The sequence below is a fragment of the Kribbella sp. VKM Ac-2571 genome, assembly GCF_004362255.1.
Classification (GTDB): domain Bacteria; phylum Actinomycetota; class Actinomycetes; order Propionibacteriales; family Kribbellaceae; genus Kribbella; species Kribbella pratensis.
Genome location: NZ_SNWS01000004.1, coordinates 390,567 through 403,654, shown reverse-complemented (window position 1 = coordinate 403,654; position 13,088 = coordinate 390,567). Strand labels below are relative to the sequence as shown.

General features: G+C 69.3%; 16 protein-coding genes. 5 read left to right on the top strand and 11 right to left on the bottom strand.

All coding sequences use genetic code 11. The features are described from left to right. The first annotated feature begins 70 nt into the window (after positions 1-70). Positions 71-1,354: a neutral zinc metallopeptidase gene (locus EV651_RS12330; RefSeq protein WP_133785260.1), complete on the top strand. Its 1,284-nt coding sequence runs from the start codon at positions 71-73 to the stop codon at positions 1,352-1,354. Here EV651_RS12330 and EV651_RS12325 read toward each other — a convergent pair. Beyond that, entirely contained in the window at positions 1,334-1,681 is a 348-nt protein-coding gene (locus EV651_RS12325) for an MmcQ/YjbR family DNA-binding protein (RefSeq protein WP_133785259.1), read from the bottom strand. The genes EV651_RS12330 and EV651_RS12325 overlap by 21 nt on opposite strands. A 193-nt stretch (positions 1,682-1,874) precedes the next feature. Here EV651_RS12325 and EV651_RS12320 point away from each other — a divergent pair, with 193 nt between their 5' ends. Further along, positions 1,875-2,447, top strand: a complete 573-nt coding sequence (locus EV651_RS12320) for a GNAT family N-acetyltransferase (RefSeq protein ID WP_133785258.1) — start codon at positions 1,875-1,877, stop codon at positions 2,445-2,447. A 126-nt stretch (positions 2,448-2,573) separates the two neighbouring features. Here EV651_RS12320 and EV651_RS12315 read toward each other — a convergent pair whose 3' ends face one another. Then, positions 2,574-3,998 carry an MFS transporter gene (locus EV651_RS12315; protein ID WP_133785257.1) on the bottom strand — a complete coding sequence of 475 codons (1,425 nt, stop codon included), beginning with the start codon at positions 3,996-3,998 and terminating at the stop codon, positions 2,574-2,576. Positions 3,999-4,090: 92 nt separating this feature from the next. Here EV651_RS12315 and EV651_RS12310 point away from each other — a divergent pair, with 92 nt between their 5' ends. After that, entirely contained in the window at positions 4,091-4,636 is a 546-nt protein-coding gene (locus tag EV651_RS12310) for a TetR/AcrR family transcriptional regulator (RefSeq protein WP_133785255.1), read from the top strand. Positions 4,637-4,735: 99 nt separating this feature from the next. Then, positions 4,736-4,867, top strand: coding sequence for a hypothetical protein (locus EV651_RS42940; protein ID WP_255512168.1), 132 nt, complete (start codon positions 4,736-4,738; stop codon positions 4,865-4,867). A 184-nt stretch (positions 4,868-5,051) separates the two neighbouring features. Here EV651_RS42940 and EV651_RS12305 read toward each other — a convergent pair whose 3' ends face one another. The 8 genes from EV651_RS12305 to EV651_RS42335 all read right to left on the bottom strand — a co-directional run bounded on the left by EV651_RS12305 (position 5,052) and on the right by EV651_RS42335 (position 11,055). After that, on the bottom strand, positions 5,052-5,600 hold the full coding sequence (locus EV651_RS12305; RefSeq protein WP_133785253.1) for a hypothetical protein: 549 nt from the start codon (positions 5,598-5,600) through the stop codon (positions 5,052-5,054). A gap of 13 nt (positions 5,601-5,613) precedes the next feature. After that, complete coding sequence (locus tag EV651_RS12300; RefSeq protein ID WP_133785251.1) at positions 5,614-6,915, bottom strand: DUF58 domain-containing protein; 1,302 nt, start codon at positions 6,913-6,915, stop codon at positions 5,614-5,616. Further along, on the bottom strand, positions 6,912-7,877 hold the full coding sequence (locus tag EV651_RS12295; protein ID WP_133785327.1) for a MoxR family ATPase: 966 nt from the start codon (positions 7,875-7,877) through the stop codon (positions 6,912-6,914). Before EV651_RS12295 ends, EV651_RS12300 begins: the two co-directional genes overlap by 4 nt. Positions 7,878-7,971: 94 nt before the next feature. Beyond that, complete coding sequence (locus EV651_RS12290) at positions 7,972-8,556, bottom strand: hypothetical protein (protein WP_133785249.1); 585 nt, start codon at positions 8,554-8,556, stop codon at positions 7,972-7,974. Between the two features lie 97 nt (positions 8,557-8,653). Then, positions 8,654-9,364 (bottom strand): DUF4129 domain-containing protein, encoded by a 711-nt coding sequence (locus EV651_RS12285; RefSeq protein ID WP_133785247.1) that lies wholly within the window; start codon positions 9,362-9,364, stop codon positions 8,654-8,656. Between the two features lie 17 nt (positions 9,365-9,381). Beyond that, positions 9,382-10,593, bottom strand: coding sequence for a GNAT family N-acetyltransferase (locus EV651_RS12280; protein WP_133785245.1), 1,212 nt, complete (start codon positions 10,591-10,593; stop codon positions 9,382-9,384). A gap of 109 nt (positions 10,594-10,702) precedes the next feature. Next, the gene (locus tag EV651_RS43250) at positions 10,703-10,762 is read right to left on the bottom strand and encodes a hypothetical protein (protein WP_238156843.1); all 60 of its coding nucleotides are present in this window, start codon (positions 10,760-10,762) and stop codon (positions 10,703-10,705) included. Between the two features lie 77 nt (positions 10,763-10,839). Continuing rightward, positions 10,840-11,055: a hypothetical protein gene (locus tag EV651_RS42335; RefSeq protein WP_238156834.1), complete on the bottom strand. Its 216-nt coding sequence runs from the start codon at positions 11,053-11,055 to the stop codon at positions 10,840-10,842. 103 nt (positions 11,056-11,158) lie between these two features. Here EV651_RS42335 and EV651_RS12265 point away from each other — a divergent pair, with 103 nt between their 5' ends. Continuing rightward, positions 11,159-12,232 carry a GTP-binding protein gene (locus EV651_RS12265; RefSeq protein WP_133785243.1) on the top strand — a complete coding sequence of 358 codons (1,074 nt, stop codon included), beginning with the start codon at positions 11,159-11,161 and terminating at the stop codon, positions 12,230-12,232. 59 nt (positions 12,233-12,291) lie between these two features. Here the strand turns inward: EV651_RS12265 and EV651_RS12260 are convergent, their stop codons facing one another. Then, a complete protein-coding gene (locus tag EV651_RS12260) occupies positions 12,292-12,987 on the bottom strand; it encodes a maleylpyruvate isomerase N-terminal domain-containing protein (protein WP_133785241.1) in 696 nt (231 codons plus the stop codon). Positions 12,988-13,088: the final 101 nt, after the last annotated feature.

Below are 13,088 nucleotides of genomic sequence, written 5' to 3'. Positions count from 1 at the left end.
AGGCTGACCTGTTTGTTGCCGATACTGTGGCGGTCGCTGAATGCCAGCACGAGGGACGAGAGGAACGGCGTTGAGCCAGCCACCCTACGGGCCGCCCGGCCAGAACCCGCCGTACCAGCAGGGCCCGCCGCAGGGTCCTCCGCCGGGCCAGTACGGCGGTCCGCCTCAGGGTCCTCCGCCCGGCCAGTACGGCGGCCCGCCGCAGCAGGCCCCGTACGGCGGGCCGCCCCAGGGCCCTCCTCCGGGTCAGTACGGTGGCCAGCCCTCGCAGTACGGCCAGCCACCCCAGGGTCCCGGCTTCGGCTGGGGCCCGAGCTTCGGCCCGGGCGGTCCCGGCGTTCCCAGCATGGGCTGGCAGCAGCCGCGGAGGAAGTCGAAGGCACCGCTGATCGCGATCCTGTCGATCGTCGTGGTGGCTGTCGTCGGCGGCGCGATCATCGGTCTGGTCCGGAAGGCCACCACCGACGTGACCACCCCGCCGGTGACGCCGAGCCGGTACACGCCCGAGCCGACCACGTCCCCGACGGAAGAGCCGACCCAGGAGCCCTCCGAGTCGCCGTCCGAGGAGCCGACGACCACGGAGCCGACCACCACCGAGACGTCGAGTACGCCGAACAAGTCGGCGGACACCACGGTCGTGGCCAAGAACGCGCTCTACAAGGTCGGCCAGATGGCTACGGTCAACTGCAAGGAGCCCAAGGCCCGGCCGACCAACGCTCGGGGCGCGGCCGCCTACTGGGCCGCGATCAAGCCCTGCCTGGACAAGTCGTGGGCGCCGCTGGTGGCGAAGGCCGGCTACAAGTTCACCGCGCCGCGGATGACGTACTGGTCCGGGACCTCGATGTCGACGCCGTGCGGCGACGGTCCGGTCGCCGTACCGTTCTACTGCTCGGGCAACCACATGATGTACATGAAGGTCGACGTCTTCGTGAAGGCGTACAACGAGTACCCGGGTGATCCGATCGCCCAGGCGTACGCACGGATGTGGTACAGCCGCTCCATCGCCCACGAGTACGGCCACAGCGTGCAGTTCATGACCGGCATCCTGCAGGCGTCCAGCAACCTGCGCTACGAGCAGCCGGACTACGAGGGCCGGACGCGGATGACGCGGCGGATGGAGCTGCAGGCGAACTGCTTCGCCGGGGTCTTCCTGGCCGCGAACAAGCGCAGCTACCCGATCAACGGCAACCTGCTGTACGTCTGGAAGAAGTACGTCGTCACCGCGGGCGACAAGCCCGAAGAGGGCGACCACGGCAGTGTGGCCAGTCAGGCGCGCTTCATGGGGAAGTCGTTCAACACGGCCAATCCGGCCAGTTGCAACACTTTCTCGGCGTCACCGGCCAACGTCAGCTGACAGCTCCGACAGGCCTGGCGGCGCGACCTGCCGCCAGGAGTCGACGACGATGTCGCGCAGTTCGTCGGCGTCCTCCAGTGCCTCGAGGCGGGCTCGAACCCAGTTCGAGCCCGCCTCGTGTTTCGGCACCCAGAACTTCTCCGGCTCCGCGGCGATCAGCTCCTCGCGCTCCAGCCGCGGGCACCGCACCGCGAACGACGTCTGGTCGTCCGGCACGGTCACGAACATCCGCCCGGCCACATCGAACGTCGGATGCCCCCACCGCCGCTTCTCCACCGTCTCCGGCAACGACAGCGCAATCCGTCGTACGTCCTCAGCGTCCAGCACGCTCACACTTTAGAACGTGCCCACCGCGGCCGCAGCAGACCTACCAGGGCGACGACGCCGGGTCAGAAATGCGAACGGTGCATCAATGAGTTGGCGCTGGGCTGGCTTCGTTCCGATCACCGCATCGGCGTCGGAGTCGGGGTGCTCCCGCATCTCCGATAGGTGGTTCGCGGCGGGGTGGCAGGATGCGAGCATGGTTGCTGCCCCCTTGGAGGTCCCGCGTTTGGCCGCCGGTGACAAGTTCGTGCTCCGTGCCTGGGAGCTGGATGATCTGCCGCTCGTCCGAGAGGCTTCGAGCGACGATTACATCCCTTTGATCACGACCGTTCCCGCGACGTACTCGCAATCGGCGGGCGAAGCGTTCGTGCGGCGGCAGTGGGATCGCGCGTCCACCGGGGCAGGGTATCCGTTCGTCATCGTGCGGATCGAGGACGGGCGTCCGCTCGGGATGGTCGGTCTGTGGCTGGGGGACCAGAGCGAGGGGCGAGCGTCGCTCGGCTACTGGCTTGCCAGGTCGGCCCGTGGCCACGGGATTGCGGCGGAAGCCCTCCGGGCGGTTGTGTACTGGGCCCTCGCCGATCTGCGGGTTCCTCGTCTTCAGTTGTATGTCGAGCCGTGGAATGCGGCCTCACAGCGAACGGCTGAGCAGGTCGGCTTTCAGCGCGAGGGGCTGCTCCGCAGCTGGCAGCAGGTAGGCGAGGAGCGTCGAGACATGATCATGTATTCGATGCTGGATGTTGACCTGTCCCGATTGCCAACCGGCTGACTGCGGCGACACCCGGGCTCTTCGGCGTCCGACCTGTTCTTCGCACGGCGGGGATACCCGGTGGGGAGTGGGAACAGGCAATTGCGTGTTCCCAGTCCCCGGCGGGTGTGCTCCGTTCTGGCTGCGTCAGTTGCTCGACGAGCCGACTGCGCGCCTCCGGCCTGGTAGGAGGAGGGCCGCGAGGGTGCCGGCGGCGACGATGGCAGCTCCGGTCCAGACGGCGGGGACGAGGCCGGCGGCGTACTGCGTCGGCGACTCGTAGGAGCCGGCTGAGGCGAAGACCGAGGCGAGTACGGCGACGCCCATCGCGACCCCGACCTCGCGGATGGTGTTGTTCGTGCCGGACGCCACGCCGCGGTCCGCGTCGGAGGCGCTCTCCATCACCACGCTCGCGGACGGCGCGAAGGTCAGCCCCATCCCGATCCCGGCGAGGACGAACGGTGCGACCAGTTCGCCGTACTGCGTGGTCGCCGTGGTGACCAGTGCGATCCAGCCGAGCGCGGTGGCGAGGAACGCCTGGCCGAGCACGATCAGGATCCGGGGGCCGACGCGGTCGACGATCAGACCCGCGATCGGTGCGACCACGAGCGGGGCCGCGGTCCACGGCAGCGTGCGGACACCGGACTGGAACGGCGTGTACCCCTGCACGACCTGGAAGAACTGCGCGAGCAGGAACACGGCTCCGAAAACGCCGACCGCGAAGGTGAACGCGACCACGTTCACCACACTGAACGAGCGAACCGAGAACAACCGCAGCGGCAACATCGGCGCGACGGTCCGGCGCTCCCACCCGAGGAACGCGGCCAGCAGCACCCCGCCCGCGATCAACGAGCCCAGCACGCCGACGGACGTCCAGCCGTCATCGGCTCCGTGCACAACACCCCAGACAACGGACAGTACGCCGGACGTCGCCAGCACCAGTCCGAGCAGGTCCAGCTGCTTCGCCGTACCCCGCGACTCGGTCAGCACCCGCGTGGCGAGCACGACGGCGACGACCCCGACCGGAACGTTCAGCCAGAAGATCCACTGCCAGTTCAGGCCGTCGACGACGGCTCCGCCGACCACCGGACCGACCGCGATTCCGAGGCCGGAGATGCCGCCCCAGATACCGATCGCGGCGCTCCGCATCTTCTCCGGTACGGCGCCCGCGAGCAACGTCAGCGACAACGGCATCACGGCCGCCGCGCCGATGCCCTGGATCGCGCGGGACCCGATCAGCATCCACGGCTCGGTCGCCAGTGCGCAGGCCGCCGAGGCCAGCGTGAACAGCGTGATCCCGGCCAGGAACACCCGCCGCCGGCCGAGCCGGTCGCCGATCGCGGCCGCGGTCAGCAGCAACGCGGCGAAGGCGAGCGTGTAGGCGTTCACGAACCACTGCAGGTCCGACAGGGACGCCCCCAGCTCCGACTTGATCACCGGCAGCGCGTTCGTCACCACCAGGTTGTCCAGCGTGACCATGAACACCGGAATCCCCACGGCGGCCAGCACCAGCCCGAGTCCGCGGCTCCGGGGAGCGGTCAGTTGCCTCTCGTCGAGAGCGGTCGATGTCATCTCGTACCCCTAGTTGTAATTGACTGATAACAAGCTTGATGACGAGAGTATGCATCGACTGATAACATGTCAAGGGAGTGGAAGGAGCATGGATGACGCCCAAGGTTCGGCTGACGGCCAAGGAGCGCGGCGCAGAGGTGTTGGAGGCGGCGGTCCGGGCCTTCGCCCTGTCCGGGTACGAGGGCACCAAGACCGACGAGATCGCCCGGCTGGCCGGGGTCTCACAGCCCTATGTGATCCGGCTGTTCGGCACCAAGCAGGAACTCTTCCTGGCCGCCGTACGGAGTGCCTGCGAGCGGATCGAGCAGAACTTCCGCGAGGCCGCGGCCGAGACTCCGGAACTGGGCGCGCTCGGCGCAAGCTACGAGCGGATGTTCGCCGAGCGTGAGGTGCTCCTGGTCCTCCTGCAGGGCTTCTCCGCCAGCGGCGACCCGGTGATCGGCGACTGCGTCCGGGAACGCTTCGGTCGCATCTACACCCTGGTCCGCGAACTGACCGGCGCATCACCCCGGCAGACCCGCGAGTTCCTCTCCGCCGGCATGCTGCTCACCGTCATGTCCGCCATGCAGGTCCTCGGCCCGAACGCGATCCCCATGCCGTGGGCCGAAGAAATCCAAAAAACCTTCGGCGAGGACTAGGGTGCGATCGGCATTGGAGGTGACGCCGTGTCCGCTGAACACTCTGGCCGGTCGCGTGCGACCGGGCCGGTCGATGAACTCTTCCGAGGAACTGCTGCGGTGGGCTCCGCCGAGGATCTCGCCGAGGACGGCGTGTTCGATGACGGAGAGTTGGACGAGTTCCTCGCCGATCTGAGCACGATGCGGCGTGCCGGTGGCACCCCGGATTTCGGACTCTCGACCTTCACCTGACCCGGGAGTTGGGAGTGGGGACAGGCGGTAGGGACTGGGGACAGGCAATACCAAGTGCCGACCCACCACGGACTGTTGCGCGACCCCGGATCGGGCTGATCACCACCCGCACATCGGACAGGAGACCCGACTATGGCTTGTTGCCAGACACCAGCAGTTGTTGCCACGTGCCTGGGCAGTACACCTAGTCGCGGCTGAGTTTTTGGTCGGCGGCGAACCAGATGGTGGCGGCGGTCAGGGCGGTGGCGGCGGCGGTGACGACGAGTGAGCCGGCGACGTCGGCATTGCGGACCAGTGCGGCCGCGCCGGCGACGGCCGGCGCCAGCAGGACGGCGATTGCTCCAGGCAACCACCAGCGCCGCAGGGCCGCCCGGTGCACTCGCGCGTACGACGGCAATTGGCCGGCGAACGCTGCGGCCAGGTGGACGACGACGAGCGCAACCGCGGTGAGGGCCAGGCTCCAACTCGGCGCGCCGGGTGCACGCATCAGCCACCCGAGAGTCACCACCAGCACGAACAGCAGCGCGGCCAGCGAATCAGGCAGTACGACGGTGCACAGCAACAACGCGCCGCCGACGATCGGGACAAGATCCGCCTGATCCCACGACTGCACCGACGGCACGACCAGCGCGACCGCCCCAGCCACCGCGATCACCAGCCGAGCAACCACCACAGCCCGCCCAGCCACCCGCAACTGCGCCAACCACAACGTGATCTTCTCGTCAGCAGTCATGGCCTGTGCACAATCATGAGCGGATCCTTGGGGCGGCGGAGACTCTTGCGGCGTCTCGTAGTACCTCGTCCAAGGTGCCGGCGCCTTGCCAGGGGACGGTGGGTACGCCGAGGTCGCTGAGGCGGTCGAGGTCGCGGCGGCGTTCGAGCAACCGTAGCCGCCACGCGAGCGGCCACGACCTGGTGTCGTGCGCGTCGAGGTCCATGATCGACACGACGTCCGGCGGCAATGTGTCGATCGCGATCACCGTGCAACCGGAGTGCACGAGCGTGACGATGTAGCCGAGGATCGTCGGCCGCAGCAACGGGCTGAGAACGAGCACCAGGCTGTCCGAGCGGACGCGGTTGCGCCGCGCCAACTGTTCCTCGTCCTGCTGCCGGCCGCGCCGGTCCGCGTGCACCAGCGTGTCCAGGATCCGTCGCAGATGCGCGCGCCCGCTCCCGGACCGCACGCCGCGGAACAGGCTGCCGGTGTCGATCAGCCGCACCCGGTCGCCGTTGCGCAGGTAGTGCTCGGCGATCGCGGCGGCCGCGCGGACGGCGGTGTCGAGGCTCGAGGACCGGCCGTCGATCCCTTCGCTGATCCCGATCTCGCCGCCGGTGTCGACCATGATCACCACTTCGGTGTCGCGGTCCGACCACGTCGACGTGACGTGCAGTTCCTGCGTCCGCGCCGACACCGACCAGTTGATCCGACGCAACCGGTCCCCCGTCCGGAACGGCCGTACCCCGGCCAGCTCCGTCCCTTCGCCCGGCCGCCGCGACCGGTGCAACCCGACCAGTCCGGCCGGCCGCGGTACGGCGTCCACCGCCTCGAATCCCTCGCGCAACGGCAGCGTCGTGACCGTCTGCGTCTCCGCCGACGTCACCTGGATCCGGTACGCCCCGACCGTCGACGTCGCCGTGACCGTTGGCCGCTCCAACGACCGCAGTCCCCAGCGCTTCGACCGTACGCCGACCTCCAGCCGCACCTCACCGTGCGAGACCGGCTCCGCGATCGCGGCCTGCGGCGGGTCGTACTGGAACCACAGCGTCCGCGGCAACGCCGCCACGATCAGATCGACGTCCGGGTCGACGGATTCCGGCACCCGCATCCGGTACGTCGTACCTTGCCCTTCGAACAGCACGTCCGCGTCCAGCTCGGTATGTACCTCCGGGCGCTCCCGCGGCCGGAAGAACCGCCCCCACACCGCGAGAAACGCCAGCGGCAAACCGAACACAGCCGCATCCGGACGCCGCAGCAACACCGCGACGCCAAGCAGCACCGCAGCCACACAGATCGCCCGAACCTGCGCATGCGTCGGCTGCCAACTCATGCGCGGGTGCCTACAACGGTGGGTGGTGCTGCGACTGATCCGAGGACGGTGCGTACCACTGTCGCCCCGGTGACCTCGTGGAGCCACAGCTCTGGGCGCACGGTGATCCGGTGGGCCAGTGCGGCGACCGCGACCGCCTTCACGTCCTCAGGTACGACGTAGTCTCGGCCCTTGATGACCGCGTACGCGCGGGCCGTCAGCAGCAGCGCCAGCGAGCCACGGGGCGATGCCCCGACCAGTACCTGTGAGTCCCGACGGGTCGCGGTGGCGAGATCAACGCAGTACTGACCGACTGTGTCGTCCACGGTCACCGTCTCGACGGCACGTTGCGCGGCACGCAGCCCGGCGGCATCCGTTACTGCCTCGACCGACTGGTCTTCAGTACGACGGCTCATCCGGCGCCGCAGTACCTCCCACTCCTCCGCCGGGCTCGGGTAGCCGAAGCCGATCCGCAGCATGAACCGGTCGAGCTGTGCCTCCGGCAACGGGTACGTGCCCTCGTACTCCACCGGGTTCGCGGTCGCGAGCACATGGAACGGCACCGGCAACGGGAACGTCTGCCCCTCGACCGTGACCTGATGCTCCTGCATGGACTCCAGCAGCGCGGCCTGCGTCTTCGGTGGCGTCCGGTTGATCTCGTCGGCCAGCAGCAGGCCGGTGAAGATCGGGCCCGGCCGGAAGACGAACTCGGAGTCCTTCTGGTCGTACACGAACGCGCCGGTCACGTCCGACGGCAGCAGGTCCGGCGTGAACTGCACGCGCCGGAACTCCAGCCCGAGCGCCTGCGCGAACGACCGCGCGGCCAGCGTCTTCGCCAGCCCCGGGTAGTCCTCGAGCAGTACGTGCCCGCCGGCCAGGATGCCCGCGAGCACCAGTTCCAGCGCCTCGGCCTTCCCGACCACGGCCTGGCTGACCCGCTCCAGCACCTGCCGGCTCAGCTCGGTCACCTCACCGAGCTTCAGCTCGCCCTCAGTGGCTGGGTCGGTCGCTGGGTCCGTCGCTGGGTCCGTCGCTGGGTCGGTCGCTGGGTCGGTCACTGCGTCGGTCACTGGTCCCTCACAGGTTCTCGATGGTGTGGATCGCGTACTCGATCTCGTCGAGGGACGCGGTGCGTTTGTCCTCGCCGGCGATCAGCTGCCAGAGCCGGTCGCCGGTGATCGCGCGGGCCCGCTCCGGCTCCCGCTCGGGGTCGACGCCGTGCCGGTGCACCAGGCGGTCGGTCGCCAGCTCGAACAGCAGCGGGCGGACCCGGCGGGCGAAGGTCTGCGACCCCTCACCGGCACGCCGTTCGCGGCTCGACTCCTGCAACCAGGTGGCGATGAACTGCGTTCGGTTGTCGTTGGTCCGGGCGCGCAGCGCCGCCAGTTTGTCGTCGTGCCGCCCGGGCCAGCTCGTCTCCACGGTCTGCGGCACCACCAGCCGGATCGCCAGCGACACCACACCGACCGCGAGCGCCGCCACCACGAACCACAGCGGCCGCGGCGCCATACCGGCAGCAGCGAACACGGTCACGAGCAGCAGGCTCACCACTACAGCCACACCAAGGTGCTGCACCAGCAACTTGCTCGGCCACAAAGACCTCCGCTTGACCTCAGCCGGCGGCCCCTTCTCCTCCAAGGGCGTCCATCGGTATCCGGTCATGGGACCTCCCGGGCTGGACTGAGGAGCGGAGCGACGAGGGAAGGCCGGGAGTTACAGCCCCATGAGCCAGCGCGACGGAGTCGCGCCATGAACACCGTCATCCGGAAACCTCCGCGGGATGGGCCGCGGCGAGGTCGTCGCGTAGGCGGAGTAGGGCTGCGCGGGCCTCTGTCCGTGCCTGCTCGCTCGAACCGTGCGTCGAGTACCGCGCCTCGCGGTACAACTCACCGAGCCGGATCAGCTGCGGCTCGGAGATCCCGCCGATCCCGAGCACTCGCACAATGAACTCGGCCGGTGTCTCCGACGGATCCCGCGGTACGCCGGCCGACGCAGCCGCCTCCTCCAACGCGACCCAGCAGGCGACGACCGCATCGGTCACCGTACCGGTGTCGATGCGGGCCAAGCCCGTGTCGACCGCCTCGGCCAGTCGCTCCGCCTTCATCCGCTCCCAATCGGGCTCGTCGGCCTCGACCTGCGGAAGGCGGACCCGGCGCACGACGCGGATGATCACCAGCAGGATGAACCCCACGATCGCGGCGATGATCAAGTAGACGACGGTCTGCCACAACGACAGCACCCAGCCCGGCGTCTCGTGCTGCGGGAGCGCGCGCGGCGACGGCTGTGACTGCTCCGGCGCCGTTTGGCTCACGGAGAAGGTCGGCAGCGGTCGCGGGCTCGCGCTCAGCGTGCTGTCGCTGACCGGCCGCACCGGCCCACTCGCGGAGGCGAGCACGACGAAGCCGGCCACCACGACCCCCACGAACAGCACGGCGGCCACTGCGAGCGCACCCCGCCGCTGCGTCTGCATCTGGGCAGGCTACCTCGTCAAAAGCCTGTGTCGAGGAATGGAAGCCGAGATGTGGAAAACGCTTCCGCGGTCGCGGCGAGCGCTCCGGGGGTGTGCTCGGTGACCAGGCCGGCGCGGCCGAGTCTCGCCAGTGACGGGCGACCGAGGTAGACCGCGCCCAGGTCGCGCACATCCAGCGTGAGGTCGGCGTCGCGGGCCACCGGTTCGCAGGAAGCGCCGTCCGGTCCGCCGGTCAGGTGCCAGCGGCCCGCGTTCCACGGGAGGAAGTCGTCGACCACTTCGAGAACGACGTCGAGGTCCCGCGCGTACGTCCGCTCCGCGAGCGCACGCCGTACGTCGACCGGCCGGATCCACAGGCCGTCCCGCGTGATCGGCCCCGGTGCCCGCGGGTCGAGCAGCAGGTCCAGCAGCGGGTCGTCCGACGGGAGCATCTCGCACCGCGTCTCGCTGAGCAGGTCCGGTTCGAGCAGGTACCGCCACAGCGCCGCATGCGACGCGATGTCCTCCGCATGCACCCGCTGTACGTCGACGTACGCCTTCTCCGCGCGCTTCGTCCGGTAGTACGCGAACCCGGTCAACTCGCCGTCGCGCTCCGCGACGACGCATCGCAACTTGGACGCGCTCCCGATGTTGCTGGTGACGGTGGCGCTGATCGCGTACTCCTGCCAGCGCTCGTCGTGCCGGCACACACCTGGTCGCTCCAACGCCAGCCTGTTCCGCAGCTCGGCGCAGCGGGCGAGATGCTCGCGTACGTCGACGTACCGGATCCGGACGTCGTCGATGCCGGCCACCGGGCGCAGCGTGCGGGACGCCTTCGGTACGACGATCTCCTGGTGATCGGACGCGAGTCCGTAGCCGAACCGCGGGTAGATCACCGGCTCGCTCGCGGTGAGCGCCGCCAGCGGCTCGCGGCCGGCCTCGTGGATGTCGGTCAGCTGCCTGCGCATCAGGTCGCGCAGGATGCCGCGCCGCCGGTGCGTCGCCCGGACGCCGACCATCGTCACGCCCGCGACCGGCAACTGCCCGCCGGGCACCGTCATCAGGTGCGAGAACGTGCCGGTGTGCCCCACGAGCTGCCCGTCCTCGCTCGCGACGACACTGCGCTCACGCTCCCAGACCCGCCGCTCGGACTCGTACTGCTCGTCGGTCCACGGCGCCGAGAACGCCATGTCCAGGAGCTCCAGGAGCTCCGCCCACTCACCCGCGAACCGCCCGATCTCGATCGTCATGTCCTTTACCTACCAGACGATCGGGCTCGGTGACCCGGGATTTACGGTGGCACCGGCCGGCATTGCCCCGAGCCGGCCGGTGCCTGTCCCTACTTGTCTACGCGTCCGTCTACAGCGTGATCGACCAGTTGGTGAGCGTTCCGGTGTCGCCGTAGCCGTTGTCACCGATGCGCAGTGTCCACGTACCGGCCGCAGTCTCGTCGGCTGCGACGGAGTACGTCTTGGACGCCGGCAGCGGGTGGCAGGTCAGGCCGCCGGACCGCTGGAGTAGTACCAGCGGATGTCGACCCCGGCGAGCGAGTCCCGACGCTCGGGGCGAGAGAGGCCCGACTGCCAGTAGCTCAAGGTGGCGAGGCTCACCGACACGCCACGCGCGCGGAGCCGCTCCTGGATCCGCCCGAGCCCGAGCCCGCGCGCCTGGATGGCTTCCCGCAGCACGTCCGCGAACTCCCGTTCGCCCATGCGCCGAACCCTAGGCACAGCAGGCGATCCAAGCCAGCCCTGAGGCGATCAACAGTTAACACCAGCTCTAGACTGATGAAAACCGTTTTCATATACTGTCGGCATGACCGCCCAAGCGAAAACTCCGTTGTCCGTGTTGGTGGGGCTTTCCACGACGTTGCGGGAGCCCGCGCTGGAAGCGATGACCGACGCCACCACCGTGGCGGTCGTGATCGATCAGGACGACCTGCCCGGTCGGGGCGTGCTGTCGTGGCGGGTGCGGGACGCGTCGGGGCCGATCGACGCGGGCGAGTTCACGGTCGGCGACGACTGCGGCGCCTGCCAGCTGATCGAGTCGCTCGTACCGTTGCTGGAGACGCTGGTCGAGCGTGGGCACTGGGACCACATCGTGCTCGCGGCGCCGCCCGCGATGGAGGCGCGACCGCTCGTCACCACGCTGACGTCCGTCCTGCCGGAGATCGACGTCGACACGGTCACCTGCGTCGTCGACGCCGTACTGGTGGTTGAGCAACTGTCCGGCGACGAGCTGCTCGCCGAGCGCGGTCTGGCGCTCGGTCTGCCGGATCGGCGCAATGTCGCGGAGCTGACCGCGCGCCAGATCGAGTACGCCGACGTGTGCGTGCTGGCCAACGCGCATCGCAGTACGGCGGTTGAGCGGCTCGAACACCTGTTGGTACACCTGAACCCGCGGACGTCGGTGGTGACGGCGGACGCGGCCGGCGTACCGGATGGACCGGTTGCACGGACCGGGCGGTTCGACTTCGACGCGGCCGAGGCGTGGGCGGGTGAACTCGCGGCATCAGATCGGGTGCAGCCGAGCGGCGACGGCGTGACGACGGTGCTGTGGCGGTCGACGCGGCCGCTACATCCCGCGCGGCTGAGCGATGCGCTCGAGGACATCGTGGACGGTGTGGTTCGTAGTCGCGGCGTGGTGTGGCTGGCGAACCGTCCGACGCAGCGCGTGCGCTGGGAATCCGCCGGGTACAGCGCGTCGCTCGGGACGCTCGGCGAATGGTCGGACACCGAACACCTCGCCGAGTGCACCGTCGTAGCCACCGGCATGAGCCTCGACCCGGCCCGCCTCCAAGCAGTCCTGGACGCCTGCCTCCTCACCGAGTCCGAACTGGCCCAACTCGACTGGACCACCCTAGAAGACCCCTTCGCCGGCGTCCTCTAACCCCACCCCCGGTTGACCAGGCAAATGCGTGGGTCAGCCGGGCAAATGGGGTGGGCGGGCTAGCCGAGGAGGGGGAGGCGGGTGGCGTGGGGGCCGAGCATTTCCAGGTCGTCCTCGTCGAGGGGTAGGCGGCCGGTTGCTTTCAGGATGTACGTCGTGGTGTCCCATGCGATCACGTCCCAGGCCTCCGGGCCGAACAGCCCGTCCAGCGTGCGCGCGGTGACCTGCAGTCCTTCGGGATCGGGCTCCGGCGCGGCCGGCAACCCGACGATCAGGTCGAGATGATGGACCGTTGCCTCAAGCACCAAAGTGGCCACGAAGTCGACCGCCCGCAGGACGTGCCCCTGCGTCTCGACCCGGTGCCCCTTGATCGCCAGCGCGGTCGCGGCCGCACGGACGGCCGCCTCGGACACCTCCCGCCAGTGCTGCACGAGCAGACCGGGTTTGCGATAGGCCGCCGCGACATTGCGCACGAAACTCGTGTCGCCCTCGGGGTGCGGCGGGAAGTCGCGCCAGTACGTGACGAAATCCCGGTCCGGCTCGACCACGGCCGGGCTCGCGAACGCGATCAGCGCCCGCTGGGCGTCGTACAGCAGATGCACGAGCAGCGGACCGACGGGCATGCCGGCGCACCGGGTCTCGCGCTGGAAGTCCGCGTCGCTGAGCCCGTGTACCGTCTCGGTCAGCCGGCCGTACGTCCGCCCCAGCGTCGCCGCCAGTCCCAGCGGCAACGCGCCGCGCTCGGGTGCCTTCATCCCCGGCCTCCTCGTGTCCTGTGAAGAACGTAACCCGAGAAGCGACCGAGGTGTTCCGGACGCCCACCACTCACCAACCCGTGCCGACGGCCGGTCTCACC

Excerpts from the sequence above, each read along its gene's own strand:
- EV651_RS12320 (WP_133785258.1), top strand. The coding sequence starts at position 1,875 with ATGGTTGCTGCCCCCTTGGAGGTCCCGCGTTTGGCCGCCGGTGACAAG.
- EV651_RS12315 (WP_133785257.1), bottom strand. The coding sequence starts at position 3,998 with ATGACATCGACCGCTCTCGACGAGAGGCAACTGACCGCTCCCCGGAGC.
- EV651_RS12310 (WP_133785255.1), top strand. The coding sequence starts at position 4,091 with ATGACGCCCAAGGTTCGGCTGACGGCCAAGGAGCGCGGCGCAGAGGTG.
- EV651_RS12305 (WP_133785253.1), bottom strand. The coding sequence starts at position 5,600 with ATGACTGCTGACGAGAAGATCACGTTGTGGTTGGCGCAGTTGCGGGTG.
- EV651_RS12300 (WP_133785251.1), bottom strand. The coding sequence starts at position 6,915 with ATGAGTTGGCAGCCGACGCATGCGCAGGTTCGGGCGATCTGTGTGGCT.
- EV651_RS12290 (WP_133785249.1), bottom strand. The coding sequence starts at position 8,556 with ATGACCGGATACCGATGGACGCCCTTGGAGGAGAAGGGGCCGCCGGCT.
- EV651_RS12285 (WP_133785247.1), bottom strand. The coding sequence starts at position 9,364 with ATGCAGACGCAGCGGCGGGGTGCGCTCGCAGTGGCCGCCGTGCTGTTC.
- EV651_RS12280 (WP_133785245.1), bottom strand. The coding sequence starts at position 10,593 with ATGACGATCGAGATCGGGCGGTTCGCGGGTGAGTGGGCGGAGCTCCTG.
- EV651_RS42335 (WP_238156834.1), bottom strand. The coding sequence starts at position 11,055 with ATGGGCGAACGGGAGTTCGCGGACGTGCTGCGGGAAGCCATCCAGGCG.
- EV651_RS12265 (WP_133785243.1), top strand. The coding sequence starts at position 11,159 with ATGACCGCCCAAGCGAAAACTCCGTTGTCCGTGTTGGTGGGGCTTTCC.
- EV651_RS12260 (WP_133785241.1), bottom strand. The coding sequence starts at position 12,987 with ATGAAGGCACCCGAGCGCGGCGCGTTGCCGCTGGGACTGGCGGCGACG.